The sequence below is a fragment of the Mycolicibacterium sp. lyk4-40-TYG-92 genome (genome assembly GCF_030209435.1).
Taxonomy (GTDB): domain Bacteria; phylum Actinomycetota; class Actinomycetes; order Mycobacteriales; family Mycobacteriaceae; genus Mycobacterium.
Genome location: NZ_JARVRX010000005.1, coordinates 60260 through 83949, shown reverse-complemented (window position 1 = coordinate 83949; position 23690 = coordinate 60260). Strand labels below are relative to the sequence as shown.

The 23690-nt window shown below is 67.0% G+C and carries 22 protein-coding genes and 1 tRNA gene; 13 read left to right on the top strand and 10 right to left on the bottom strand.

The features are described from left to right. The first annotated feature begins 130 nt into the window (after window positions 1-130). Entirely contained in the window at window positions 131-2125 is a 1995-nt protein-coding gene (locus QRN63_RS11165; RefSeq protein ID WP_285030804.1) for a cellulase family glycosylhydrolase, read from the top strand. Between the two features lie 63 nt (window positions 2126-2188). On the opposite strand, the gene QRN63_RS11160 is transcribed toward QRN63_RS11165, so the two are convergent. The 3 genes from QRN63_RS11160 to QRN63_RS11150 form a co-directional block, all read right to left on the bottom strand. Further along, window positions 2189-2728, bottom strand: a complete 540-nt coding sequence (locus QRN63_RS11160; protein ID WP_267317856.1) for a hypothetical protein — start codon at window positions 2726-2728, stop codon at window positions 2189-2191. Between the two features lie 2 nt (window positions 2729-2730). Next, window positions 2731-3003, bottom strand: a complete 273-nt coding sequence (locus tag QRN63_RS11155) for a hypothetical protein (RefSeq protein ID WP_267317855.1) — start codon at window positions 3001-3003, stop codon at window positions 2731-2733. A 23-nt stretch (window positions 3004-3026) separates the two neighbouring features. Continuing rightward, window positions 3027-3103 (bottom strand) — tRNA-Leu (locus tag QRN63_RS11150). 108 nt (window positions 3104-3211) lie between these two features. Here QRN63_RS11150 and QRN63_RS11145 point away from each other — a divergent pair. From QRN63_RS11145 to QRN63_RS11120, 6 genes are all read left to right on the top strand, one after another. Continuing rightward, complete coding sequence (locus QRN63_RS11145) at window positions 3212-3844, top strand: two-component system response regulator PdtaR (protein WP_061006301.1); 633 nt, start codon at window positions 3212-3214, stop codon at window positions 3842-3844. Window positions 3845-4050: 206 nt separating this feature from the next. Further along, entirely contained in the window at window positions 4051-5265 is a 1215-nt protein-coding gene (locus tag QRN63_RS11140) for a branched-chain amino acid ABC transporter substrate-binding protein (RefSeq protein WP_267317854.1), read from the top strand. Between the two features lie 93 nt (window positions 5266-5358). Continuing rightward, window positions 5359-6396: a branched-chain amino acid ABC transporter permease gene (locus QRN63_RS11135; protein ID WP_267317853.1), complete on the top strand. Its 1038-nt coding sequence runs from the start codon at window positions 5359-5361 to the stop codon at window positions 6394-6396. Continuing rightward, window positions 6393-7586, top strand: a complete 1194-nt coding sequence (locus tag QRN63_RS11130; protein ID WP_267317852.1) for a branched-chain amino acid ABC transporter permease — start codon at window positions 6393-6395, stop codon at window positions 7584-7586. Before QRN63_RS11135 ends, QRN63_RS11130 begins: the two co-directional genes overlap by 4 nt. Window positions 7587-7617: 31 nt before the next feature. Beyond that, window positions 7618-8463 carry an ABC transporter ATP-binding protein gene (locus tag QRN63_RS11125; protein WP_267317851.1) on the top strand — a complete coding sequence of 282 codons (846 nt, stop codon included), beginning with the start codon at window positions 7618-7620 and terminating at the stop codon, window positions 8461-8463. Continuing rightward, window positions 8450-9205, top strand: coding sequence for an ABC transporter ATP-binding protein (locus tag QRN63_RS11120; protein WP_267317850.1), 756 nt, complete (start codon window positions 8450-8452; stop codon window positions 9203-9205). The genes QRN63_RS11125 and QRN63_RS11120 overlap by 14 nt, the downstream gene beginning before the upstream one ends. Before the next feature lie 61 nt (window positions 9206-9266). Here the strand turns inward: QRN63_RS11120 and QRN63_RS11115 are convergent, their stop codons facing one another. From QRN63_RS11115 to QRN63_RS11100, 4 genes are all read right to left on the bottom strand, one after another. After that, entirely contained in the window at window positions 9267-9770 is a 504-nt protein-coding gene (locus QRN63_RS11115; RefSeq protein ID WP_285030802.1) for an O-acetyl-ADP-ribose deacetylase, read from the bottom strand. Between the two features lie 18 nt (window positions 9771-9788). After that, window positions 9789-10010, bottom strand: coding sequence for a DUF167 domain-containing protein (locus QRN63_RS11110; protein WP_410506062.1), 222 nt, complete (start codon window positions 10008-10010; stop codon window positions 9789-9791). A 66-nt stretch (window positions 10011-10076) separates the two neighbouring features. Continuing rightward, complete coding sequence (locus tag QRN63_RS11105; RefSeq protein ID WP_267317848.1) at window positions 10077-11279, bottom strand: lipid-transfer protein; 1203 nt, start codon at window positions 11277-11279, stop codon at window positions 10077-10079. Next, entirely contained in the window at window positions 11276-11752 is a 477-nt protein-coding gene (locus QRN63_RS11100) for a Zn-ribbon domain-containing OB-fold protein (RefSeq protein ID WP_502888113.1), read from the bottom strand. The genes QRN63_RS11105 and QRN63_RS11100 overlap by 4 nt, the downstream gene beginning before the upstream one ends. 117 nt (window positions 11753-11869) lie before the next feature. Between QRN63_RS11100 and QRN63_RS11095 the strand changes: the two genes are divergently transcribed. The 3 genes from QRN63_RS11095 (at window position 11870) to polA (ending at window position 17074) form a co-directional block, all read left to right on the top strand. Beyond that, window positions 11870-12436, top strand: a complete 567-nt coding sequence (locus QRN63_RS11095; protein WP_285030801.1) for a TetR/AcrR family transcriptional regulator — start codon at window positions 11870-11872, stop codon at window positions 12434-12436. After that, window positions 12433-13869, top strand: coding sequence for an FAD-dependent monooxygenase (locus QRN63_RS11090; RefSeq protein WP_285030800.1), 1437 nt, complete (start codon window positions 12433-12435; stop codon window positions 13867-13869). The genes QRN63_RS11095 and QRN63_RS11090 overlap by 4 nt, the downstream gene beginning before the upstream one ends. Before the next feature lie 544 nt (window positions 13870-14413). Continuing rightward, window positions 14414-17074 carry a DNA polymerase I gene (polA, locus tag QRN63_RS11085; RefSeq protein WP_285030895.1) on the top strand — a complete coding sequence of 887 codons (2661 nt, stop codon included), beginning with the start codon at window positions 14414-14416 and terminating at the stop codon, window positions 17072-17074. 2 nt (window positions 17075-17076) lie between these two features. Here polA and QRN63_RS11080 read toward each other — a convergent pair whose 3' ends face one another. Together QRN63_RS11080 and QRN63_RS11075 are read right to left on the bottom strand one after the other, a co-directional pair. After that, window positions 17077-17709: a LysE family translocator gene (locus QRN63_RS11080; RefSeq protein ID WP_285030799.1), complete on the bottom strand. Its 633-nt coding sequence runs from the start codon at window positions 17707-17709 to the stop codon at window positions 17077-17079. 35 nt (window positions 17710-17744) lie between these two features. Next, window positions 17745-18842 carry a PrsW family intramembrane metalloprotease gene (locus QRN63_RS11075; RefSeq protein ID WP_267318045.1) on the bottom strand — a complete coding sequence of 366 codons (1098 nt, stop codon included), beginning with the start codon at window positions 18840-18842 and terminating at the stop codon, window positions 17745-17747. Window positions 18843-19100: 258 nt separating this feature from the next. On the opposite strand from QRN63_RS11075, the gene rpsA reads away from it, so the two are divergent. From rpsA to coaE, 3 genes are all read left to right on the top strand, one after another. Next, window positions 19101-20540: a 30S ribosomal protein S1 gene (gene rpsA / locus QRN63_RS11070; protein ID WP_061006315.1), complete on the top strand. Its 1440-nt coding sequence runs from the start codon at window positions 19101-19103 to the stop codon at window positions 20538-20540. 113 nt (window positions 20541-20653) lie between these two features. Next, a complete protein-coding gene (locus QRN63_RS11065; protein ID WP_502888112.1) occupies window positions 20654-21874 on the top strand; it encodes a hypothetical protein in 1221 nt (406 codons plus the stop codon). Between the two features lie 31 nt (window positions 21875-21905). Further along, on the top strand, window positions 21906-23120 hold the full coding sequence (coaE, locus tag QRN63_RS11060; RefSeq protein WP_267317842.1) for a dephospho-CoA kinase: 1215 nt from the start codon (window positions 21906-21908) through the stop codon (window positions 23118-23120). Here coaE and QRN63_RS11055 read toward each other — a convergent pair. Continuing rightward, a complete protein-coding gene (locus QRN63_RS11055) occupies window positions 23117-23689 on the bottom strand; it encodes a hypothetical protein (RefSeq protein WP_285030798.1) in 573 nt (190 codons plus the stop codon). The two genes, coaE and QRN63_RS11055, sit on opposite strands and share 4 nt — an antisense overlap. Window position 23690: the final 1 nt, after the last annotated feature.

Sequence of the window (23690 nt, the reverse complement as noted above, 5' to 3'; positions counted from 1 at the left end):
TTTCAAAATGTTGTCGGAGCAGTAAATTAACTGCGACGCGTCATCGCTGAGTGGCGGTGACCAGGGCGGAAAGGGGACTGCGGTGAACCGTCTGGTCCGTGCTCTCATGTTGAGGGTCGTTGTCGTATTGATGCCGCTGGCAGTCATCTGCACCTACAGTCACGTCGCTCCGGCGCCGCCGCGGTCGGTCGCGGTCGACGTCACCCCCACCGCCGAGATCGATCCGGAGTCATCGAGCATCGGCATCGCCGACTCGAGCCTCTACGGACTGTCGCCGGCGGAGATCGACAAGACCTTGACCCAGCTGCAGTCGATCGGGGTGCAGAACGTCCGGGTCTTCGTCCCGTGGGCATTGATCAAGATGACGGGTCCGAATGATCTGGCGAATGACGCGAACTGGACCCTGATGAACAACGTGATGGACGCCGCTCGCGCTCACAACATGGGCGTGCTTGCGGTCATCAGCCACACGCCCCTGTGGGCGGCGCCCAGCGGCACGCTGCCCGGCGCCGGTGCGCCCGATCCTGCGGTCTACGCGGACTTTGTGAAGCAGGTGGCGACCCGGTACGGCGACGTGATCTCCGCCTACGAGGTCTGGAACGAGCCCAACAGCGCCAGCTTCTTCCAGCCGATGGATCCCGTCAAGTACACCGCCATCTTGAAGGCCGTCTACACCACCCTCAAGGGCGTCGACGGGGCCGGGGGCGTGGACCCGACCGCCACCGTCATCGCGGGCGCCCTGGCGCCGCTGCAGGACTTCTTCGGCCTGACATCGTCTCCGCAGACCTTCCTCGCCGCGATGTATGCCGCTGGCGCCAAAGGCTTTTTCGATGCCATCTCGGTCCACCCGTACGAGTTCAACCAGGTGCTGAAGTTCTCGCAGGGTGCCTTGAATCCGTTGGCGGCGCTGTATCAGGTGCAGCAGATGCGGGCGATCATGGTGCAGAACGGTGACAGCCAAAAGCTGATCTGGGCCACCGAGTACGGCTTCCAGACCGTCCTCGACCAACTCGGCGTCGTCGATCCGGCCAGCAATCAGAAGCAGGCCGATTTCATCGCGGACTTCATCGCCACGTGGCGGGCGCTGACCTACACCGGCCCGTTGTTCATCTACACCACCCGCGACGGCGTGCCCGGCACGGACACCGGCTACGGCATCTTCCAGGCCGACTGGACGGCGAAGCTGGCAGTGAAGGTGATCTCTGACGCCATCGGGCTGCCGCCCGTCGTCGTCTCACCGATCGTGGCACTGGCCGAATTGATCCAGAAGGCGGTGGCCCAGTTCCAGAAGGCATTCGCGTCGTTCACCGCCAACCTGCAGACCGCGTTCGCCAATGCCGTGAAGGCTTTCCAGAGCCTGCTGTCGGGCATCTTCAAACCCGCTGCGGCGCAACCGACCACGACCGCGAGCCTGGCGCCTGCCGCCGCGTCGATCAGTGCGGATACGCTCTCGGCGGCCAACCGGGCGGCGACGGAGCTGAAGTCTCAGGTGGGCGATGCGAAAGACACCGCCGATCACGTGAAGGCCGGCGACAAGTCGGAATCGGGCGACGTCAAGGTGGTCGAGGCCGCGGAGCACGAAGCCGCCGGGGCAGTCGATCCGAAGGCCGTGGAGACGAAGGTCGAGGACCCGAAGGCGACGGACCCCAAGACCGAGGACCCCAAGACGGCGGATCCGAAGACGGCGGATCCCAAGACGGCGGATCCCAAGACCGAAACCCCCAAGGCGGAAGAGCCGAAGACCGAAACGCCCAAGGCTGAGCAGCCCAAGGAAGAGATCCCGAAGGTCGACACGCCGAAGGAAGAGACGCCCAAGGCCGAGACGCCGAAAGCGGAAACGCCGAAAGCCGAAACGCCGCAGTCTGATTCGCCTGCAGCGGAACCGAAGGCGACGAACGAGTCCAAGAAGCCGGCCAAAGACGGTGCGGCCCAAGACAAGTCGACCGACGGCAAGGACGGCGACAAGCCGGGCACCAAGGTCAAGCCGGGCAAGAAGCCGGCCAAGACGAAGAAGCCGGCTCCCGCTGCCAGTGAACCGTCGAAGCCGACGGGGCGGTCGAACGGCGACAGCGGTGGCAAGACCTCGGGCACGGACGGCAAGACACACCACCATCAGGGCGCATAGCCCGGGTCTGAGTGAGGCCTCCCTGGCGCGTGATGCGCCGGGGAGGCGCTCGCGCGTTACGGCTCAGACCGAATAGATCGGGGCGCCGATCCCGGACATGGTCGCCCGGAGGCGGTGCGCGATATCCCGGTCCAGCGCAACGAGATTTGCGGCGAAGTGCCGGATGTCGGCGGAGTGGTCGTCGGCCATCGACTCGCGCGACTCGCGTTCCCTGGCCACGAATCGGTACCGGACCTCGGTCACAGACAGGTCTTCGGCGACGGTGAACTCGTTGGTGCGCGCCTCGTCGATTGCGCCCAGCGCCAGTCGCTTGACATCGGAGAGTGACGCCGCGCCCGTGTGGGCGATGCTGGCGGCGGCCCGCAGTGCGTCGGCCGATCCGCGGACCCTGACCAGATCGCGCCAGGCGATGTCCTGAGCGTTTTCCGCGGCACTGCCTTCCCACGTGGTGCCGCCGGGGCGCAGGGTGCCCTGCCAGACGTCGTGGAATGAGTTCTCCCACAGGTCGGCGGTCTTGTTCCATTGCGCGGCAGCGTCGACCAGGTGCTGCACATCCCAATCGGTGATCTGTGCCAGCGTCGGCAAGTCGAGTTCGGCTGTCATGGCTACTCGGCCAAGGCGGCCGAGGCCGAGCTGTCGGAGTCGGAGTAGGCATGTCCGGCAGCGGTCAGTGCGGAGGCAACCGACCAGATCCGTTCGGCATGTGCCGCGGACGCGGCATCGACGCGCGACTGGATCTCGGCGACGACATCCGCGGTGGACTGGCCGGCGGGCAGCGGCGCGCCGCTGATGGTGTGTGCCGACAGAGCTTGGGCATACTGCTCGAGTTGACCGGCAACGGCGAACAGTCCATCCGCAGTGACTCGCAGTGCCCCCATGGCTGCAGTTTAGCGGCGAGAATTGGTGCCCTCGGTGAGATTCGAACTCACACTGCACGGGTTTTGAATCCGTTTCCTCTGCCAGTTGGGATACGAGGGCGTCGCACCGGTTGTCGGCTGGCGGTGTACCACCATAGTTGATGTGATTCTGGGGGCAACGCCGCGCCCCGAGGTCGCCTCTTCGGGCGGCTCACGCGACAATATGGGGATGACCGGGTCAACATCTGATGTCGTCGCACCGCGCCGTGTTCTCGTGGCCGAGGATGAGGCGCTCATCCGGCTGGATCTGGCGGAGATGCTCCGCGAGGAGGGCTACGAGATCGTCGGCGAGGCCGGCGACGGCCAGGAGGCCGTCGAACTCGCCGAGCAGCTGAAGCCCGACCTGGTGATCATGGACGTGAAGATGCCGCGCCGTGACGGCATCGACGCCGCTTCCGAGATCGCCGCCAAGCGCATCGCGCCCATCGTGATCCTGACCGCGTTTTCCCAGCGTGAGCTGGTCGAACGGGCCCGCGACGCGGGTGCCATGGCCTATCTGGTCAAGCCGTTCTCCATCACGGACCTGGTGCCGGCCATCGAGGTTGCGGTCAGCCGCTTCGGTGAGCTGACGGCGCTGGAGAAGGAAGTCCTCTCGCTGTCCGATCGGCTGGAGACGCGCAAGCTCGTCGAACGCGCCAAGGGCATCCTGCAGACCAAGCAGGGCATGACCGAACCCGAGGCGTTCAAGTGGATTCAGCGGGCGGCGATGGACCGTCGCACCACGATGAAACGGGTGGCCGAGGTCGTCGTCGAGACGCTGGATCCGCCGGCCGCGGAAGCGACGGAACCGTCCGCCGGCTGAGCCGCGAGCCGCGCCGGCGTTAACTCTGTGTTTCGGGCCGCAGCATTTACACAGGTCCGATGAAGACAACGTCGGCCAGCATCGCTCAACAGCGCGTATAGCCGCGCCGTGTTGGTTACTGTCTACGCGAAGCAGCGGAGTCGGCCCCACCTGCGAAGAGTGCAGGCCGCATCCGGTGCCACGTAACCATGACCCGGAGGTGAAGCGTGCGCAGTCGCGTAGCTCGGAATGCTCTTGCAGTCGGCAGTGCCGGTCTGATCGTGTTCGGTCTGGCGGGGTGCAGCCAGTCTGAGCCGAAGCAGAGCGGCGCGGCCGGCTCGAATCTCAAGATCGTCGAACAGGTGCAGATCGACGAGAACGGCGCCGAGGTCAAGAGTGCCGAGGGCGCGGCTCCGGCGGATCCCGCCGGTGACGGCAAGGCCACCTGCCCGCCGGTCTCCATCGCCATGGCCGGCGCACTGAACGGACCCGATGCCGCTCTGGGCATCAACATCAAGGACGGCGTGCAGCTGGCCATCGACAAGCACAACGCGGCGAACCCCGGCTGCCAGGTGACGCTGAAGACCTTCGACACCGAGGGCGACCCGCAGAAGGCGACGGGCATCGCGCCGCAGATCGTCGACGACAAGTTCACCATCGGCCTCGTCGGCCCCGCCTTCTCCGGCGAGACCAAGGCCACCGGCACCGTCTTCGACCAGGCCGGCCTCGTCGCGGCCACCGCTTCGGCCACCAACGTGACGCTCAGTGAGAACGGCTGGAAGACCTTCTTCCGCGGCCTGGCCAACGACGGCGTGCAGGGCCCGTCGGTCGCCAACTACCTGAAGAACACGCTCAAGTACAAGAAGGTCTGCGTCGTCGACGACAGCACCGACTACGGCCTGGGCCTGGCCACGGCCGTGCGCACCACGCTGGGACCGGTGGCGGATTCGGCGTGCAACATCTCGGTCAAGAAGGGCGACAAGGACTTCTCGGCGGCCGTCACCCAGATCAAGGGCGCCGCACCGGACGCGATCTTCTACAGCGGGTACTACGCCGAGGCCGCGACGTTCGCACAGCAGCTCAAGGACGGCGGCGTGACGGCGACGTTCGCCAGCGCCGACGGCACGAAGGACCCCGAGTTCGTCAAGCAGGGCGGCGAGGCGACCAAGGGTGCCATCCTGTCCTGCCCGTGCGGCCCGGCGAGCAAGCAGTTCGCCGAGGAGTACACCAAGAAATTCGGCCAGGAGCCCGGCACGTACAGCACCGAGGGTTATGACCTGGGCACCATCCTGGTCAAGGGCATCGACTCGGGCGCCGTGACGCGGCCCGCGCTGCTGGACTTCGTGACCAAGTACGAAGGTCAGGGCGTGGCCCGCAAGTACCAGTGGAACAACAAGGGTGAGCTGACCACCAACCTCATCTGGATCTACAAGGTTCAGTAGGAACCTGCAGACGACGACGCGTCCGGACCCTGTGCCGGGCGCGTCGTCGTTCCTGGACCCTCACCACCGCGCTGATCAAGGAGCCGCCACCTGATGACATCCGACTGCGTCGGCCACTACGTGTGCACCGCGGCCAATATCAATTTCAACGTCGACAACCTGGTGAACGGGTTCTGGCAGTTGACGATTGATGGCTTGTCGTGGGGCGCGATCTATGCCCTGGTCGCCGTCGGCTACACCCTGGTGTTCGGCGTGTTGCGACTGATCAACTTCGCGCACTCGGAAATCTTCATGCTCGGCATGTTCGGCGCCTACTTCGCCCTCGAGATCATTCTCGGTTTCAAGCCCAGCGGAAACGCGTACAACCTGGGCATCGGGTTGACGATCTTCTACCTGGGCATCGCCATGCTGGTCGCGATGCTGGTCTCCGGCGCCGCGGCCGTCGGGCTGGAGGTCGTGGCCTACCGGCCGCTGCGCCGCCGCAATGCGCGCGGGCTGACCTTCCTCATCACCGCCATCGGCATGTCGTTCGTGCTGCAGGAGTTCGTGCACTTCGTGCTGCCGAAAATCCTCAAAGGTTTCGGCGGCAGCAATGCCCAGCAGCCGATCATCCTGGTGCAACCCAAGACTCAGTTCACGCTCTTCAGCGCGAACATCTCGAACGTCACCGTCGTCATCGTGGTGGCCGCCATCGTGCTGGCGCTGCTCACCGACATCGCGCTGAACCGCACCAAGTTCGGCCGCGGCATCCGCGCCGTCGCGCAGGACCCGACAACCGCCACCCTCATGGGCGTGTCCCGGGAGCGCATCATCATGACGACGTTCCTCATCGGTGGCCTGCTGGCAGGTGCCGCCGCGCTGCTCTACACCCTGAAGGTGCCGCAGGGCATCATCTACTCGGGCGGATTCCTGTTGGGAATCAAGGCATTCTCGGCCGCGGTCCTCGGCGGCATCGGCAACCTGCGCGGCGCGCTGCTCGGTGGGTTGATCCTCGGCATCATGGAGAACTACGGCCAGGCGTTCTTCGGCACCCAATGGCGCGATGTGGTGGCATTCGTCCTGCTCGTACTGGTGCTGCTGGTCCGTCCCACCGGGATACTCGGTGAAAGTCTCGGGAAGGCACGCGCATGAGCGCTCAGCACCGGAACGGGGGCCGTGCCAGGTTCCTGCTGGCACCCGGCGACCAGATGCGGCAGTGGTGGGACCAGCAGAGCCGGCCTGCGAAGTGGGTCTTCGGGGCCCTCCTGTTCACCGTGGTGGCGATGCTGCCGCTGTACACCCCGTCGTTCCTCAACACACCCGGCATCAGCTTCGGTGGCACCATGGCGCAGTTCGCGATGGTCGCGATCATCGCGATCGGCCTCAATGTCGTTGTGGGCCAAGCCGGATTGCTCGACCTCGGCTATGTCGGGTTCTACGCCGTCGGCGCCTACACCGTCGCGCTGCTGACCAGCCCCGACAGTCCGTGGAACCAGGTCGGTGCCGACGGGTTCCTCGACAAGGACTGGGCCTGGCTGGCGTGCGTGCCACTGGCCATGGCGGTCACCGCCATGGCGGGCCTGGTACTGGGTATCCCGACGCTGCGCCTGCGCGGCGACTACCTCGCCATCGTCACCTTGGGCTTCGGCGAGATCATCCGACTCCTGGCCGACAATCTCTCCGACCTGACCAACGGCGCCCGCGGACTCAACCAGATCGCCTATCCGCGCGTGGGGGAGAACGCGGACCTGCCCAACGGCGTGTTCTCCAGCGGTAACTCGGCCGGTCAGGCCAACTACGGCACCTGGTGGTTCTGGCTGGGCCTGGCGCTCATGGTCGCCATCCTGCTGCTCGTCGGCAACCTGGAACGGAGCCGCGTCGGGCGCGCGTGGGTCGCCATCCGCGAGGACGAGGACGCCGCGGAAGTCATGGGCGTCAACACCTTCAAGTTCAAGCTGTGGGCGTTTGTCATCGGCGCGGGCATCGGCGGCCTGTCGGGCGCGCTGTATGCCGGCCAGGTTCAGTACGTCGCGCCCCCCACCTTCAACATCATCAACTCGATGCTGTTCCTGTGCGCCGTGGTCCTCGGCGGGCAGGGCAACAAGCTCGGCGTGATCATCGGTGCGTTCATCATCGTGTACCTGCCCAACCGCCTGCTCGGGGTGCATGTGCTCGGCATCAATCTCGGTGACCTCAAGTACCTGTTTTTCGGCCTGGCTCTGGTGGTGCTGATGATCTTCCGGCCGCAGGGGCTGTTCCCGGTACGCCAGCAGCTGCTGGCGTATGGGAATTCGGCACGCCGGCTGCTGCGCAATGCCGACGAATCGAAGGCGGCGGCATGAGAGCCAAGCGACAAGCGGAGCGGGATCGCCCATGACACAGCCGTTCGAGCCCGCACCCGACGAGGAACTCGCCGCGCTGCACCGTGACGTGCAGGTCGCCGAGGGTGAGAAGCTCTTGGCGACAACCGATCTCACCGTCAAGTTCGGGGGACTCACTGCGCTCGATGCGGTGACGTTCGACATCCGGCGCGGCGAGATCCTCGGTCTCATCGGCCCCAACGGCGCCGGCAAGACCACGTGCTTCAACGCGATCACCGGCGTGTACCGGCCGTCGTCCGGTTCGGTGATGTTCGACGGCGCACCGCTCGGCAAGATCAAGCGCCACGAGATCACCCGGCGCGGCATCGCGCGGACCTTCCAGAACATCCGGCTGTGGGGCGAGATGACGGCGCTGGAGAACGTCGTCGTCGGCACCGACGCCCGGCACAAGACGTCGGTGCCCGGCGCGCTGGTGCGCACCGCGCGGCACCGTCGCGAGGAACGCGACGCCATCGAACGTGCCGCGGCGCTGCTGCAATTCGTGGGCATCGCACACCGCGGCGAGGAGAAGGCGCGGAACCTGTCCTACGGCGACCAGCGGCGGCTGGAGATCGCCCGGGCCCTGGCCACCGAGCCGAAACTGCTGTGCCTGGACGAGCCGGCCGCCGGCTTCAACCCGAGCGAGAAGTCCGCACTCATCGACCTGATCCACGCCATCCGGGAGGACGGCTACACCGTGCTGCTGATCGAACACGACATGCGGCTGGTCATGGGCGTCACCGACCGGATCGTGGTCCTGGAGTTCGGCCGCAAGATCGCCGAAGGCCTACCGGCCGAGATTCGCGAGGACCCGAAGGTCATCGCCGCTTACCTGGGGGTGCCCGATGACCAGCTCTGAACCCGCCGACCTCGACCCGCGGCCGGTGCTGCTGGAGGTCCGTGACGCCGTCGTCCACTACGGCAGAATTGAAGCGCTGCACGGGGTTTCGCTGGTCGTTCGGGAGGGCGAACTGGTGACCCTGCTCGGTTCCAACGGCGCAGGCAAGACCACGATGATGCGGGCCATCTCCGGCCTGAGGTCATTGACGTCGGGTTCGGTGTGGTTCGACGGCCAGGACATCTCCAAGGTCAAGGCGCACCAACGGGTCACCCGGGGTCTCATCCAGGCTCCCGAGGGTCGCGGTGTCTTCCCCGGCATGACAGTGGTCGAGAACCTGGAGATGGGTTGCTATGGACGCAAATTCGAGTCGAAGCACGACCACGATGAGCGTCTCGACTGGGTGCTGACGACGTTCCCGCGGCTGGCCGAACGGCGGTCACAGGCCGGCGGCACGCTGTCCGGCGGCGAGCAGCAGATGCTGGCGATCGGCCGCGCGCTGATGGCCCGGCCCAAGGTGCTGCTGCTCGACGAGCCGTCGATGGGCTTGGCGCCCATGGTGATATCGCAGATCTTCCGGATCATCTCCGAGATCAACGCCCAGGGCACCACGGTGCTGCTGGTCGAGCAGAATGCGCAACAGGCGCTGAGCCGGTCCGATCGGGCCTACATCCTGGAGACCGGCGCCGTCACCCGCAGTGGCAATGCCCGTGACCTGTTGAAGGACGACAGCATCCGAGCGGCCTATCTCGGCGTCGCCTGAGCTGTCTTTCCGCCGAACATGATCTTGTGTTCGAAGAACCTGCGAAATTTCGGACGTAAGCTCATGCTCGGCGCAACTGAGCGTCGATTCGGTTGACGATGTCGTCGTCGATCGCCACCAGGCGGGCGTCGTCGACCTTTGTGGCGGCCGACGAAATCGTTTCAGCGGCAATCATGATCGCATCGTGCAACGGCCACCCGTAGATACCCGCGCTGATCAACGGGAAGGCCACGCTCCGCGCACCGAGTTCGTCCGCGACTTCGAGGGAACGCCGGTAGCAGGACCGCAGCAGCTCCGGATCACGTTGGCCTGCCCGGTAATTCGGCCCGACGGTGTGGACCACCCACCGGGCCGGGAGATTGCCGGCGGTGGTCCAGCCGGCATCGCCCGTCGCCAGTCCGTGCGGGAAGCGCTCGATGCAGTCCTGGAGCACAGCGGGGCCGCCCGCCCGGTGGATCGCGCCGTCCACGCCACCGCCACCACGCATCGCACTGTTGGCGGCGTTGACGATCGCATCGACATCCTGCTGGGTGATGTCGCCGAGGACGGCGGTGATCCGTGGCATGACTGCAGTATTCCCGCGCTATTCGTCGATCCGGAACCGCTTGATCCGGGCCGCGGCGCCGGACACCAGCTGCACCCGCGACTTCGGCACCGCGAAATGCTCGGCGAGAACCCGGATGACCGCGGTGTTGGCCTTCCCGTCGACGGCCTGCTCGCGGACGTAGACCGTGAGGGAGCCGTCTTCGTTGGTTTCGACCAACGGGCCTTTGCGGCTACCGGGTTTGACTCTGACGCTGATCACCGAACGTGAGCTTATGTGCGAACAACCCCGCAGATCTCGACAACAAGCTCACGTTCGGCGGGCAGATCAGCGCGCGACGATCACCGACGAACCGTGGCCGAACAGGCCCTGGTTCGCGGTCACGCCCACGCGGGCGCCCTCGACCTGGCGGCCGGTGGCCTGACCCTTCAGCTGCCAGGTCAGCTCACACACCTGCGCGATGGCCTGGGCCGGGATGGCCTCACCGAAGCACGCCAGACCGCCCGACGGGTTGACCGGTACGCGGCCACCGATGGTGGTGGCGCCGGAGCGCAGCAGCTGCTCGCCCTCGCCCTTGGCGCACAGGCCGAGGTGTTCGTACCAGTCGAGTTCGAGTGCGGTCGACAGGTCGTAGACCTCTGCGAGGTTGACGTCGTCGGGACCGATACCGGCCTCGGCGTACGCCGCATCGAGGATCTGGTCCTTGAACACCCGCTCCGGTCCGGCGATGGCCGCGGTGGAATCCGTTGCGATGTCCGGCAATTCGGGCAGGTGCTGCGGGTACTGCGGCGTGACGGTGCTGATCGCCCGCACCGACGGCACGCCGTCGAGCGAGCCGAGGTGCTTGCGCGCGAAGTCGGCGCTGGCCACGATCAGTGCCGCCGCGCCGTCCGAGGTGGCGCAGATGTCCAGCTGCCGCAGCGGGTCGGAGACGACCGGGCTGGCCAGCACGTCCTCGACCGAAGCCTCCTTGTGGTAGCGGGCATTCGGGTTGTTCAGACCGTGCTTGGAGTTCTTCACCTTGATCTGGGCGAAGTCCTCGGAGGTGGCGCCGTACAGGTCCATGCGGCGGCGGGCCAGCAGGGCGAAATACACCGGGTTCATGGCGCCCAGCAGGTGGAAGCGCTGCCAGTCGGGGTCGTTCTTGCGCTCGCCACCGACCGGGGCGAAGGCACCCTTGGGCGTGGTGTCGGCGCCGATGACCAGTGCGACGTCGCAGAAGCCGGCGAGGATGTGCGCGCGGGCGCTCTGCAGGGCCTGCGAGCCGCTGGCGCACGCGGCGTACGACGACGAGACCGGCACACCGTTCCAGCCCAGCTTCTGGGCGAACGTCGAGCCGGCGATGAAGCCCGGGTAGCCGTTGCGGATGGTGTCGGCACCGGCGACCAGCTGGATCTGGCGCCAGTCCAGGCCGGCCTCGGCCAGCGCGGCGCGGGCGGCGACGACGCCGTACTCGGTGAAGTCGCGGCCCCACTTGCCCCACGGGTGCATGCCCGCACCAAGGATGTACAAGGGATCTGGAGTGGTCATTTCGCGGAATCCTCCATGCTCCTCGCGTCCGCAATCGCCCAGGCGTAGGTGGTCCGTTCGATGCCATCGGCATCGGTGTACAGCGGCATGGTGGTCAGTTCCATCTCCATGCCGACCTTGAGGTCTGCGGCGAGCGTGCCCTCGACGACCTTGCCCAGCACGATGAGGCCTTCGGCCTCCAGCTGGACGGCGGCGATGGCGAACGGCTCGAACGGGTCGGCTGCCGGGTACGGCGCCGGCGGGGGATACCGGTTCTCGGTGTAGCTCCACACCGTGCCGCGACGCGACAATGCGACGGGCTCAAGCACGTCACTGTCGCAAGCCGGGCTCGGGCAGTTGTTGGCGCGGGGCGGGAAAACATAGGTCCCGCATTGTGGGCACTTGGCCCCGATGAGGTGCGGCGCACCGCTCTCGTCGGTGTCCCACCAACCTTCGATTGCCGGCTGACTCCCGGCGTCCGTCACTCCTGGCACCAGCTCAGAGTAACCGGCGGCGGGAAGAAATTGAAACGTGTTGCAGTTTCGTCCCGGACACCGGGAAAGCATCTTGAATCGGTTGAGGTGTACGAAACGGTTTCGTACACTTTGGCCATGGTGCGAGGAGCTGAGCGGGAACAGGCGGTGCTGGCCGCGACGGCCGAGTTGCTCGTCGAGCGGGGTTACGCGGCATTGACCACCGATGCCGTGGCCGCGCGAGCCGGTGCGAGCAAGGCGACCATCTATCGCCGTTGGCCGAACAAGGCTCAACTCGTCCGCGCGACGCTCGACGCCGCGGACGCCGCCCGGAACGCGTCGATGCCTGATACCGGAGCGCTGCGCAGCGACCTGTTCGCCGTGATGGACGCCGTCGCGGCCGATGTCGCCGACCCGTTGACGCAGGTCATCCCCGAACTCGCGACGCTCATGCGTCACGACGACCAACTCGCCGCGGCCCTCCGTCAACACCTGGACAAAGAGGAGCTCTCGCCGTTCCATGACGCGCTTCAGCGCGCCATCGCGCGGGGCGACATCCCCGCCGACGCCGACGTCGAGCTGATCCACGACGTCGCCGAGGCGATGATCCTGCGGCAGATGCAACTCGACCGCCCCGTCGACGCGGACTTCAGCGCACGGCTCATCGACGACGTGCTGCTGCCCCTGCTGGGTGGGGCCCGATGAGCGTGGTGATCGCCGGCGCGGGACCGACCGGACTGACGCTCGCCGTCGAGCTGGCGCGCCGCGGCGTACCGGTACGCGTGCTGGACCGGGCCAAGGCGTTGTTTCCCGGTTCGCGCGGCAAGGGACTGCAACCGCGCACCCTCGAGGTGTTCGACGACCTGGGCGTCATCGGTGCGGTGCTGGCAGCGGGCGAGCCGTTTCCGCCCATGCGCCTGTACCGCGGCGCGGAGGAGGTCTGGACCAAGCCGATCTACGAGGTCTTGGGCCTGCCGGAACTCGCGCCGACACCGGCCGTGCCGTATCCGTTCACGTGGCTGATTCCGCAGTGGCGGACCGACCAGATCCTGGCGGCACGGTTCGTCGAACTCGGTGGCGTCATCGAATTCGGCACCGAGGTAACAGGTTTCGAGCAAGACGGCAACGGTGTGACCGTGCAGACCGAACGCGGCCCGATCCGCGCGGACTATCTCGTCGGGGCAGACGGCGGTCGCAGCACCGTGCGCAAGGTGTCCGGTGTCGAGTTTCTCGGCGGTGCGCTGACCGAGGAACGCATCATCGTCGGCGATGTCCGGGCGCGCGGGCTCGACGGCAGGTGCTGTCACCTGCTGACCGGCGACGGTGACCAGGCCACGCGGTTCTCGCTGTGGAACCTGCCGGGTACCGAGCACTTCCAGCTGGTGGTGACGATGGCGCCGGGCGAGGAGCCGCCCCCTCTGACCCTGGGCGGGATGCAGGAGCTGCTCGAACAGCGCTCGGGGCGCCGTGACGTGGTGCTGTCGGACCTGCGGTGGGTTTCGGAGTACCGCGTGAATCTGCTGATGGCGCAACAGTTCCGGATGGGCCGGGTGCTGCTGGCGGGCGACGCTGCCCACGTCCATTCGCCGGCCGGGGGACAGGGCGTCAACACGGGTGTGCAGGACGCTTACAACCTCGGCTGGAAACTGGCCGCCGTGCTCGCTGGAGCGCCCGACGCACTGCTGGACAGCTACGCCGCTGAACGCATGCCGGTGGCGGCCGACGTGCTTCGGCTCAGTGGTGCGCTGCATCGCCAGGGCTTCGCCGCGACCGGGACGGCGCCGTCGGCCATCCATCAGCTGGACATCAGCTACCGGGGCGGCCCCCTTGCCGGCGAGGAGAGCGGGCCGGGCGCGCTACAGGCCGGCGACCGCGCACCCGACGCCTTGTTGCCCGACGGGCGCCGCCTGTTCGACGTCTTCCGCGGACCGCACTGGACGGTGCTCGAATTCGGTGGAGCTGCCTTCGATTTCGGGGTTCCTCAGGCGCGTCTGGCGCCGGGTCCCGACTACGACGTGTCCGCCGGCTCGTACGTGCTGGTCCGGCCCGACGGGCACATCGCGGCGATCAACGACCGGCCCGATGTGATCCGAGAGCAGCTGCGGCGTTTCGACCACGTGAGCGCACGGCCCTGCTGAACGCCGGGAGCCCAATCCTCCCCTTTCAGCAAATATTCAGCCTATGATCAGGTTCGGGTGGGGTCAGACCAACGGCACAGGACAGGACCGGCCATGACGACAGACACCCGCGTCACGCCAATTGGGTCAGCAACGCGCACGTTGCTCGCCACCACCCTCGCCGCCGGACTTCTGTGCGGATCGGTTGCCGTCGCCGGAGCCGACAACCGCACTCGGAGTCAGTTCTACGCGGACTGCAAGGCAAACCGGGGTCCTGGGAGCGCATGGGAGTGCTGCATAGCCGCGTACGGTAATCCGACCACCGGTAACGGTGGCGCCTTCATCTGCACGATCCCCGATTCCGGCAGCTTGGAGTTCCCCAAGGACGCTCCCACCTCGACGAAACCGGTGCCACCTGTTCGTCAGGCCCCCGGAGTTCCCGCCATCGCCCAATAACGCCGACTGACGTCGCCAGCGCCCGCCAAGGCTGTCGGGCCGGTTGCATAGAGTTAGGGCTGTGAGCCCCACCGCAACGGACGCCCCGCCGACCACCAAGCCCACATTGATGCTGCTGGACGGCAACTCACTGGCGTTCCGGGCGTTCTACGCGCTGCCCGCCGAGAACTTCAAGACGCAGGGCGGCCTGACCACCAACGCGGTGTACGGCTTCACCGCCATGCTCATCAATCTGCTGCGCGACGAGAAGCCGACGCACGTCGCCGCCGCCTTCGACGTCTCCCGCAAGACGTTCCGCAAGGAGAAGTACCCGGAGTACAAGGAGGGGCGGGCCGCTACGCCCGACGAGTTCCGCGGCCAGATCGACATCACCAAAGAGGTGCTGGGGGCGCTCGGCATCACGGTGCTGGCCGAAGACGGCTTCGAGGCCGACGACCTGATCGCCACGCTGGCCACGCAGGCCGAGGCAGAGGATTTCCGGGTGCTGGTCGTCACCGGCGACCGTGACTCGCTGCAGCTCGTCACCGACGACGTGACCGTGCTGTACCCGAAGAAGGGCGTCAGCGATCTGCACCGCTTCACCCCCGACGCGGTGGTGGAGAAGTACGGCCTGACCCCGACCCAGTACCCGGACTTCGCAGCCCTGCGCGGCGACCCGAGCGACAACCTGCCCGGCATTCCCGGCGTGGGTGAGAAAACCGCATCCAAATGGATCAACCAGTACGGCTCGCTGCAGGCGCTGGTCGACCATGTCGACGAGGTCAAGGGCAAGGTCGGCGACTCGCTGCGGGCCAACCTCTCCAGCGTCATCCTCAACCGTGAGCTGACCGACCTGGTCCGGAACGTGCCGCTGGCGCACACCCCGGAAGCGCTGCGGGTGCAGCCGTGGGACCGCGACCGCATCCACCAGCTGTTCGACGACCTGGAGTTCCGGGTCCTGCGGGACCGGTTGTTCGAGACACTGTCGCCCGTGGAGCCCGAGGTCGAGCTCGGCTTCGACGTCCGCGGCGGCCTGCTGGAGCCGGGCACCCTGGCGGCCTGGCTCGCCGAGCACAGCAACGGCAGCCGCTTCGGTATGGCCGTCGCCGGCACCCACAAGGCCTTCGACGCCGACGCCACCGCGGTCGCCATCGTGTCGGCCAGCGGCGAAGGCGTCTACATCGACACTGCGCGGCTGGACGCCGACGACGAGGCGGCGCTCGCGTCGTGGCTGGCCGATCCGGGCCCGCCGAAGGCGCTCCACGAGGCGAAGCTCGCCTGGCATGACCTGCTGGGCCGCGGCTGGACGCTCGCGGGCGTCACCTCGGATACGGCGCTGGCCGCCTATCTGGTGCGCCCGGGACAGCGCAGCTTCGCCCTCGACGACCTGTCGGTGCGGTACCTCGGCCGCGAACTGCGCGCGGAAACCACGGAGGAGCAACAGCTTTCCCTGCTCGACGACCCCGATGAGGTCGACGACGCCGCGGTTCAGGCGCTGATCGTGCGCGCCGCGGCCGTCGGTGATCTGGCCGATGCGCTCGACGTGGAACTCGCCCGGATCGACTCGCTGGCACTGCTCGGCCAGATGGAGCTTCCCGTGCAGCGGGCCCTCGCCGAGATGGAGAACGCCGGCATCGCCGTCGACATCGAACTGCTCGGCCGGCTGCAGAGCCAGTTCTCCGACCAGATTCGTGACGCCGCCGAGGCGGCCTACGCGGCGATCGGCGAGCAGATCAACCTGGGCTCGCCCAAGCAGCTGCAGGTGGTGCTGTTCGACAAGCTCGAGATGCCGAAGACCAAGCGCACCAAGACCGGCTACACCACGGATGCCGATGCGCTGCAATCACTTCTGGACAAGACCGGTCATCCGTTCCTGCAGCATCTGCTGGCACACCGCGACGCGACCCGGCTCAAGGTCACCGTCGACGGGCTGCTGAACGCGGTCGCGTCCGACGGCCGCATCCACACCACGTTCAACCAGACGATCGCGGCCACCGGCCGGTTGTCGTCGACCGAGCCGAACCTGCAGAACATCCCGATCCGCACCGAAGCGGGCCGGCAGATCCGTGAGGCCTTCGTCGTGGGCAAGGGCTTCACCGAGCTCATGACCGCCGACTACAGCCAGATCGAGATGCGCATCATGGCGCACCTGTCGGGCGACGCCGGCCTGATCGAGGCCTTTAACACCGGCGAGGACCTGCACACGTTCGTCGCGTCGCGGGCCTTCGGCGTGCCGAGCGAGGAGGTCACCGCAGAGTTGCGCCGCCGGGTCAAGGCCATGTCCTACGGCCTGGCCTACGGGTTGTCGGCCTACGGACTGGCGTCGCAGCTGAAGATCTCGACCGAAGAGGCCAAGCAGCAGATGGACCAGTACTTCGACCGGTTCGGCGGGGTGCGCGACTACCTGCACTCGGTCGTCGAACAGGCCCGCAAGGACGGCTACACCTCGACGGTGCTCGGGCGCCGGCGCTACCTGCCGGAGCTCGACAGCAGCAACCGCAACGTCCGCGAAGCCGCCGAGCGGGCCGCGCTCAACGCGCCCATCCAGGGCAGCGCCGCCGACATCATCAAGGTCGCGATGATCAACGTCGACAGCGCGATGAAGGACGCCGGGCTGAAGTCACGCATCCTGCTTCAGGTGCACGACGAGCTGTTGTTCGAGGTCGCCGAAGGGGAGCGCGACGCGCTGGAGGCGCTGGTGCGCGAGCAGATGGGCAGTGCCTACCCGTTGGACGTGCCGCTCGAGGTGTCGGTGGGTTACGGACCCAGTTGGGACGCCGCGGCGCACTAGGACTAGGCGTCGGCCGCCAGCCCGATACCGAGCGCAACGAGGATCGCGCCCATGGCGCGTTCGATGCGCTGACGAACGTGGGTGCGGCTCAAGATGTTTCGTGCCTTGTCGGCGGCTAGGACGACCCCGACGCACCACGAGGTGTCGATCACCAACTGGATGGCGGCGAGCACCAGCAGCGTCGGCAGCACCGGGCCGCCGGCCGGCAGGAACTGGGGGAGCACCACGATGCCGAAGGCCGCGGCCTTCGGGTTGGCGGCGATCGACACGAGTGCCGCGCGGAACGCCGCGCCCGGCGTCCGTCCGCGCAGGGGCAGGGCGGCGGCCATGTCGGCGGGGTGCTTCGCGCTGCGCCAGGCGCTGATGCCCAGCCAGATCATGATCGCGGCGCCGACGACGTGCAGCGCCAGCGACAGCCAGTGATTGGCCGCCAGCAGGATCGAGAGTCCGCCGCCGCCGGCGAGCGTCCACCCGCAGACGCCGATCTCATTGCCGACGACGGCCGCCAGACCGGCCTTGCGGCCGTCGCGCACCGAGCGGTGCAGGAACAGTGCCGTCGCCGGTCCGGGCAGCGCTGCCAGGATCACCGACGCGACCAGGAACGCCGGCAGGACGTCGAGAAGGTGCGCGAGCATGCACGAAGTATCGCTGACCCGCGCAAATGGTTAAGTCACGCCGCCCGGTAGTTGGTCAGCCACTGCAACACCGGGGCCTGCGCCCGGGTGGCGGTGAGCCAGTACGCCTCCTCGGCATGCCGCTGGTAGGTCTGCTGGTCGGCCAGGCCCCGGTCGATGCGGTCCCGAACGAATGCCAACTCGACGACCTGCACGGCGAACTCCTTCACCGATTTACCGGCCGGGGCGCCGCCGATCCGCGTCGCCGTCGCGATCGCGGCCTTGCGCGTGCGCATCGATCCGAGCCACGTCGCCTCGTTGGGGGTGATCAGCCCGGAGGCGATGAGCCCCGGCAGCTTCTCGGCGACCACCCGCTGCTCGCGACGACGGCCCAGCACGCCGGTGACGATGGCGAGGGTGAAGATCGGCACCATCCAGAACAGGTAGACCGCGAAATACGCGCCTGCGCCGACGACGGTCGAGCCGTTCCACAACATGTGCATGACCACCGCGGCGAGATAGCCGAGCCCGATATAGAGCACCTTGGCACCGGCGCCGCGGTGCTGCAGGGCGAGGTATACGCCGATGCCGGTCATGCTCGTGAACAGCGGATGTGCGAAGGGACCCATGATCAGCCGCAGCGCGGCGGTCAGCAGGGAATGCGCGATCGTCTCGCCCATCGCGATGTAGAAGATGTTCTCCAGCCACGCGAAACCCGCGGCGACAAAACCGGCGTAGACCAGGCAGTCTGTCAGCGAGTTCAGTTCGTTGCGGCGCCTGCCCGTCATCATCAGCAGCAGGAACACGCCCTTGGCGGCCTCTTCGATCACCGGTGCCCCGATGGCCATCGCGGCGAAGCCTTCCTTGCCCAGCAGCGGCGTCGACATGGTTTCCAGGACCACCGAGATGACGACGCTGATGGAGGCGCCCCAGATGAACGCGAAGATCAGCAGCCGCGGTGGCTCGGGCTCCCAGCGGTCGAACCACAGGTAGGTCAGCAGTACCACCGCAGTCGCGATGCTGGCCAGCACGAAACCGATGGTCATGCCGATCGGATTGGTCAGAGTGGTCAGGATCAGGACGCAGCCGATCAGCACACCCAGCCCGATGATCACGCCGAGGGGCGCACCGACCTTGCGGATTCGCCGCGGCATCGGCGCCAGGTACGGATATGGCGGCGGCACGGGCGACGGAGCGGGATACACGACACGAGACTATCGGCGGAACGGCATTCCCCTGCAGTGGAGCAGACCGCGTTTGGCCTGCGTCTACGGGTCTAGTACCCTCGACAAGTACCTGTGTCCACATGGGCTATGGGTGCGCGTGAGACGTCAGGCGGTAACGCCGCGACGCGTCACGGAAAAACAACCAATTTGTCCCTACGATTCAACCTGTCCGGAGCATCCCACCACATGCCAAGTCCCTCCATCACCTCGCCGCAAGTAGCCATCAACGACATTGGCTCGGCCGAGGACTTTCTCGCCGCTATCGACAAGACCATCAAGTACTTCAACGATGGCGACATCGTCGAAGGGACCATCGTCAAGGTGGACCGTGACGAGGTCCTGCTCGACATCGGCTACAAGACCGAAGGTGTCATCCCTTCTCGCGAACTTTCCATCAAGCACGACGTCGACCCCAATGAGGTCGTTTCCGTGGGCGATGAGGTCGAAGCCCTCGTTCTCACCAAGGAGGACAAGGAAGGCCGCCTGATCCTCTCCAAGAAGCGGGCTCAGTACGAGCGCGCCTGGGGCACCATCGAGGAGCTCAAGGAGAAGGACGAGGCCGTCAAGGGCACCGTCATCGAGGTCGTCAAGGGCGGCCTGATCCTCGACATCGGCCTGCGCGGCTTCCTGCCCGCATCGCTCGTCGAGATGCGCCGTGTCCGCGATCTGCAGCCGTACATCGGCAAGGAGATCGAGGCCAAGATCATCGAGCTCGACAAGAACCGCAACAACGTGGTCCTGTCGCGTCGCGCGTGGCTCGAGCAGACCCAGTCCGAGGTTCGCAGCGAGTTCCTCAACCAGCTCACCAAGGGCGCCATCCGCAAGGGTGTCGTGTCCTCGATCGTCAACTTCGGCGCGTTCGTCGACCTGGGCGGCGTGGACGGCCTGGTGCACGTCTCCGAGCTGTCCTGGAAGCACATCGATCACCCGTCCGAGGTGGTTCAGGTGGGCGACGAGGTCACCGTCGAGGTGCTGGACGTCGACATGGATCGCGAGCGGGTTTCGCTGTCGCTCAAGGCGACTCAGGAAGACCCGTGGCGCCACTTCGCCCGCACCCACGCGATCGGTCAGATCGTCCCGGGCAAGGTCACCAAGCTGGTTCCGTTCGGCGCGTTCGTCCGCGTCGAAGAGGGCATCGAGGGCCTGGTGCACATCTCGGAGCTGTCCGAGCGCCACGTCGAGGTCCCGGACCAGGTGGTCCAGGTCGGCGACGACGCGATGGTCAAGGTCATCGACATCGACCTGGAGCGTCGCCGCATCTCGCTGAGCCTCAAGCAGGCCAACGAGGACTACACCGAGGAGTTCGACCCGTCGAAGTACGGCATGGCCGACAGCTACGACGAGCAGGGCAACTACATCTTCCCCGAGGGCTTCGACGCCGACAGCAACGAATGGCTGGAAGGCTTCGAGAAGCAGCGTGACGAGTGGGAGGCCCGGTACGCCGAGGCCGAGCGTCGCCACAAGATGCACACCGCCCAGATGGAGAAGTTCGCCGCGGCCGACGCCGAGGCAGCTGCCCGTCCGGCGACCAGCGGTTCCTCGCGTTCCGAGGAGTCGACCGGTGGCACCCTGGCCAGCGACGCCCAGCTGGCGGCGCTGCGCGAGAAGCTCGCCGGCAACGCCTAAGTAGCAACCCAACAGAACTCCCCGGCTCATACCGAGCCGGGGAGTTCTTTTGTCGGACACGTGCGCGCGTAGCTATTTGACAATAATTTTCATCAACGGCTTGGCTGGGCGGCGTGTTCAACCGCAATGGATTCCTGGCCGCACTGTCCCTGGCAGTGCTGGTCGCGGGGTGCTCCGGCCCGCCAGCCCGCAACGCCCCTACCGAGTCGACCCCCGCCGCCGCTCCCGTGGAACAGTCCGCGCGCACCCCGCGGCTGGCCCTGAGCTATGACGGCGGGGTGCTGGTGCTCGATGCGAAGACACTCGAACCAGCCGGCGACGTTCCGCTCGAGGGCTTCTTGCGGCTCAATTCCGCCGCAGACGGCCGGCATGTGCTGGTATCGCAATCCGGTGGGTTCACGGTTCTCGACCTCGGTACCTGGACCGATGACCACGGCGACCACGGGCATCACTACACGGCCACCCCGCGATCGACCGGTATGCGATTCAGCGGCGCCGAGCCCGGCCATGCCGTCGCTCACGACGGCAAGCTCACCCTGTTCTTCGACGGCACCGGCGCGGTGGACATCGTCGACCCGCACGCACTGCTCGCCGGCAAGGCCGAAGTGGCTTCGCATTTCGCCGTTCCCGCTCATCATGGCGTCGCCGTCGCTCGCGGTGACGGGTCAGTGGTCGTGAGCCGTGGTGACGCGCATTCGAGGACCGGTCTGGAGGTCCGCGACGCCGGAGGCAAGCCGATCGCGGTCAACGACGAATGTCCGGGTCTGCACGGCGAGGCCGCGGCCGCGGACGGCGTGCTGACGTTCGGCTGTCAGAACGGCATACTCATCGTGCGCGGCAACACGATTCAGAAAACTGCCAGTGCCGAGCCGTACGGGCGGATCGGCAATCAGGCGGGAAGCGCGGAGTCTCCGATCGTGCTCGGCGACTACAAGACCGAAGCCGGCGCGGAACTTGAACGCCCCCAACGGTTTACCCTGACTGATACGCAGACCGGCCGGATCGCGGTGGTACCGCTCGATGCCAGCTACAGCTTCCGGTCGCTGGACCGCGGGCCGCGTGGTGAGGCGATCATTCTCGGCACCGACGGCGCGCTGCACGTATTCGATGCGAAGACCGCCCAGCGGATCGCGCGCATCGGCGTCATCGCGCCATGGCAGGAACCCGACGACTGGCATGAGCCGATGCCTAACGTGCATGTACAAGGCGGCACCGCCTACGTCAGTGATCCGCATGCCCGGCGACTGGTGGCCGTTGACCTGACCAACGGTTCGGCCGTCGCTGAAACCACGTTGGACAGAGCGGTCATCGAGATGACGGGAGTCCGTGGCTGAGGCGGACCGGGCGACCTGACACACTGATGCCGTGCTTCGTATCGGACTGAGCGGCGGCATCGGCGCCGGAAAATCCACTGTGTCATCGACCTTCGCGGCGGAAGGCGGGATCGTCGTCGACGGTGACGTGATCGCCCGCGAGGTGGTGGAGCCCGGCACTGAGGGGCTGGCCGCTCTCGTGGCGGCCTTCGGCGAGGACATCCTGTTGCCGGACGGTTCGCTCAACCGTCCGGCCCTGGCAGCGGTGGCGTTCAAAGACGAAGACGCCCGCAAAACCCTGAATGGCATCGTGCACCCGCTGGTCGGCAAACGCCGTGCCGAGCTCATCGACGCTGCGCCGGTGGGTTCGGTTGTGGTGGAAGATATTCCGCTGCTCGTCGAGTCGCAGATGGCGCCGCTGTTCCCGTTGGTCGTCATGGTGCACGCCGACGAGGAGGTGCGCGTCGCGCGGCTGGTCGAGTACCGCGGCTTCTCGGAGGAGGACGCCCGCGCCCGGATCGCGGCGCAGGCGACCGTCGAACAGCGCAAGGCCGTCGCGGACGTCTGGCTGGACAACCACGGCAGCGCCGACGAACTGGCAGCCGCGGCCCGCGAACTGTGGGAGCAGCGCATCGTTCCGTTCGCGCGCAACGTGCGTGCCGGCGTGCCGGCCACCGTCGCACCCGCCGTGGTGTCGTACGACGAGACGTGGCCCGAGCAGGCGCGCCGCATCGTGGCCCGGCTGAACACCACGTGCGGCCACCGGGCGGTGCGGGTCGACCACATCGGGTCGACGGCGGTGCCGGGCCTGGACGCCAAGGACGTCATCGACATCCAGGTGACCGTGCCGTCACTCGAGGTGGCCGACGAACTCACCGACCTGCTGCTGGCCGCCGGATACCCCCGGATCGCCGACATCACCGAGGATGTCGCGAAGGACGACGCTCGCAGCGCCGTCGCCGAATTCGACCATACCGACGACAAGACGCTGTGGCAGAAGCGTTTTCACGCCTCCGCCGATCCCGGGCGGCCGACCAACGTGCACATCCGGGTCAACGGCTGGCCCGGCCAGCAGTTCGCGTTGCTGTTCCCGGCCTGGATCGCCGCCAATCCCGAGGAGCGCGTCGAGTACCTGGCGCTCAAACACGATGCGATGGCTGCTGCGCCGGCCAGCAGCGGCGAATACGCCGACGCCAAGGAGCCCTGGCTCGTCGGCGCGTACCGACGGGCCTGGGCCTGGGCCGACGAAACCGGTTGGCGGCCTTAGTGCGCGACCGGGGTAGCCGGTGTGGCCGGGGTGCCCGGTAGTTCCGCGCTGTACTGCTGGCCGGGGTCGAAGTCGGTCACCGAACCGCAGCTGAGCACGCCGTAGCCGGGGTCCTGGCGCTGGGGCGTCAGACGCGGGGCGACAAACTGGTCGGCCTGGGCGACGATCTCGTCATCGACCAGGATCTCGCAGTGCAGGCTTGCCGAGTACGGCCACTGGATCGACACCTGCATGCCGGCATTCGCCGAGTCGTTCAGCACGGCCGAGGCTTCGAACGACTCGCCCGGGAGCAACGACGGCGTCGCCGAGTTGAGCTGCGAGTCGGTGAGTCGATAGGTGATCAGCGTGCCGCGGGAGACCCCGTCGATCCGGGCTCTGTAGGTGACGTTGTGCGGTCCCGCACTGCGCGGAGTGCTGTCGCCGGCCGGAAGCGCCGGCGGTGCGGGCGGGGCCGGCGGAGCCGGATCGGCCGCCGCTCTGGCCGCGGGAAACAGGGACGTGCTCGTGGCCACTGCGGTGGCGCACGCCAGCGATGCCGCGGCCAGTCGTCCGCGCCCGATCGATGTCATG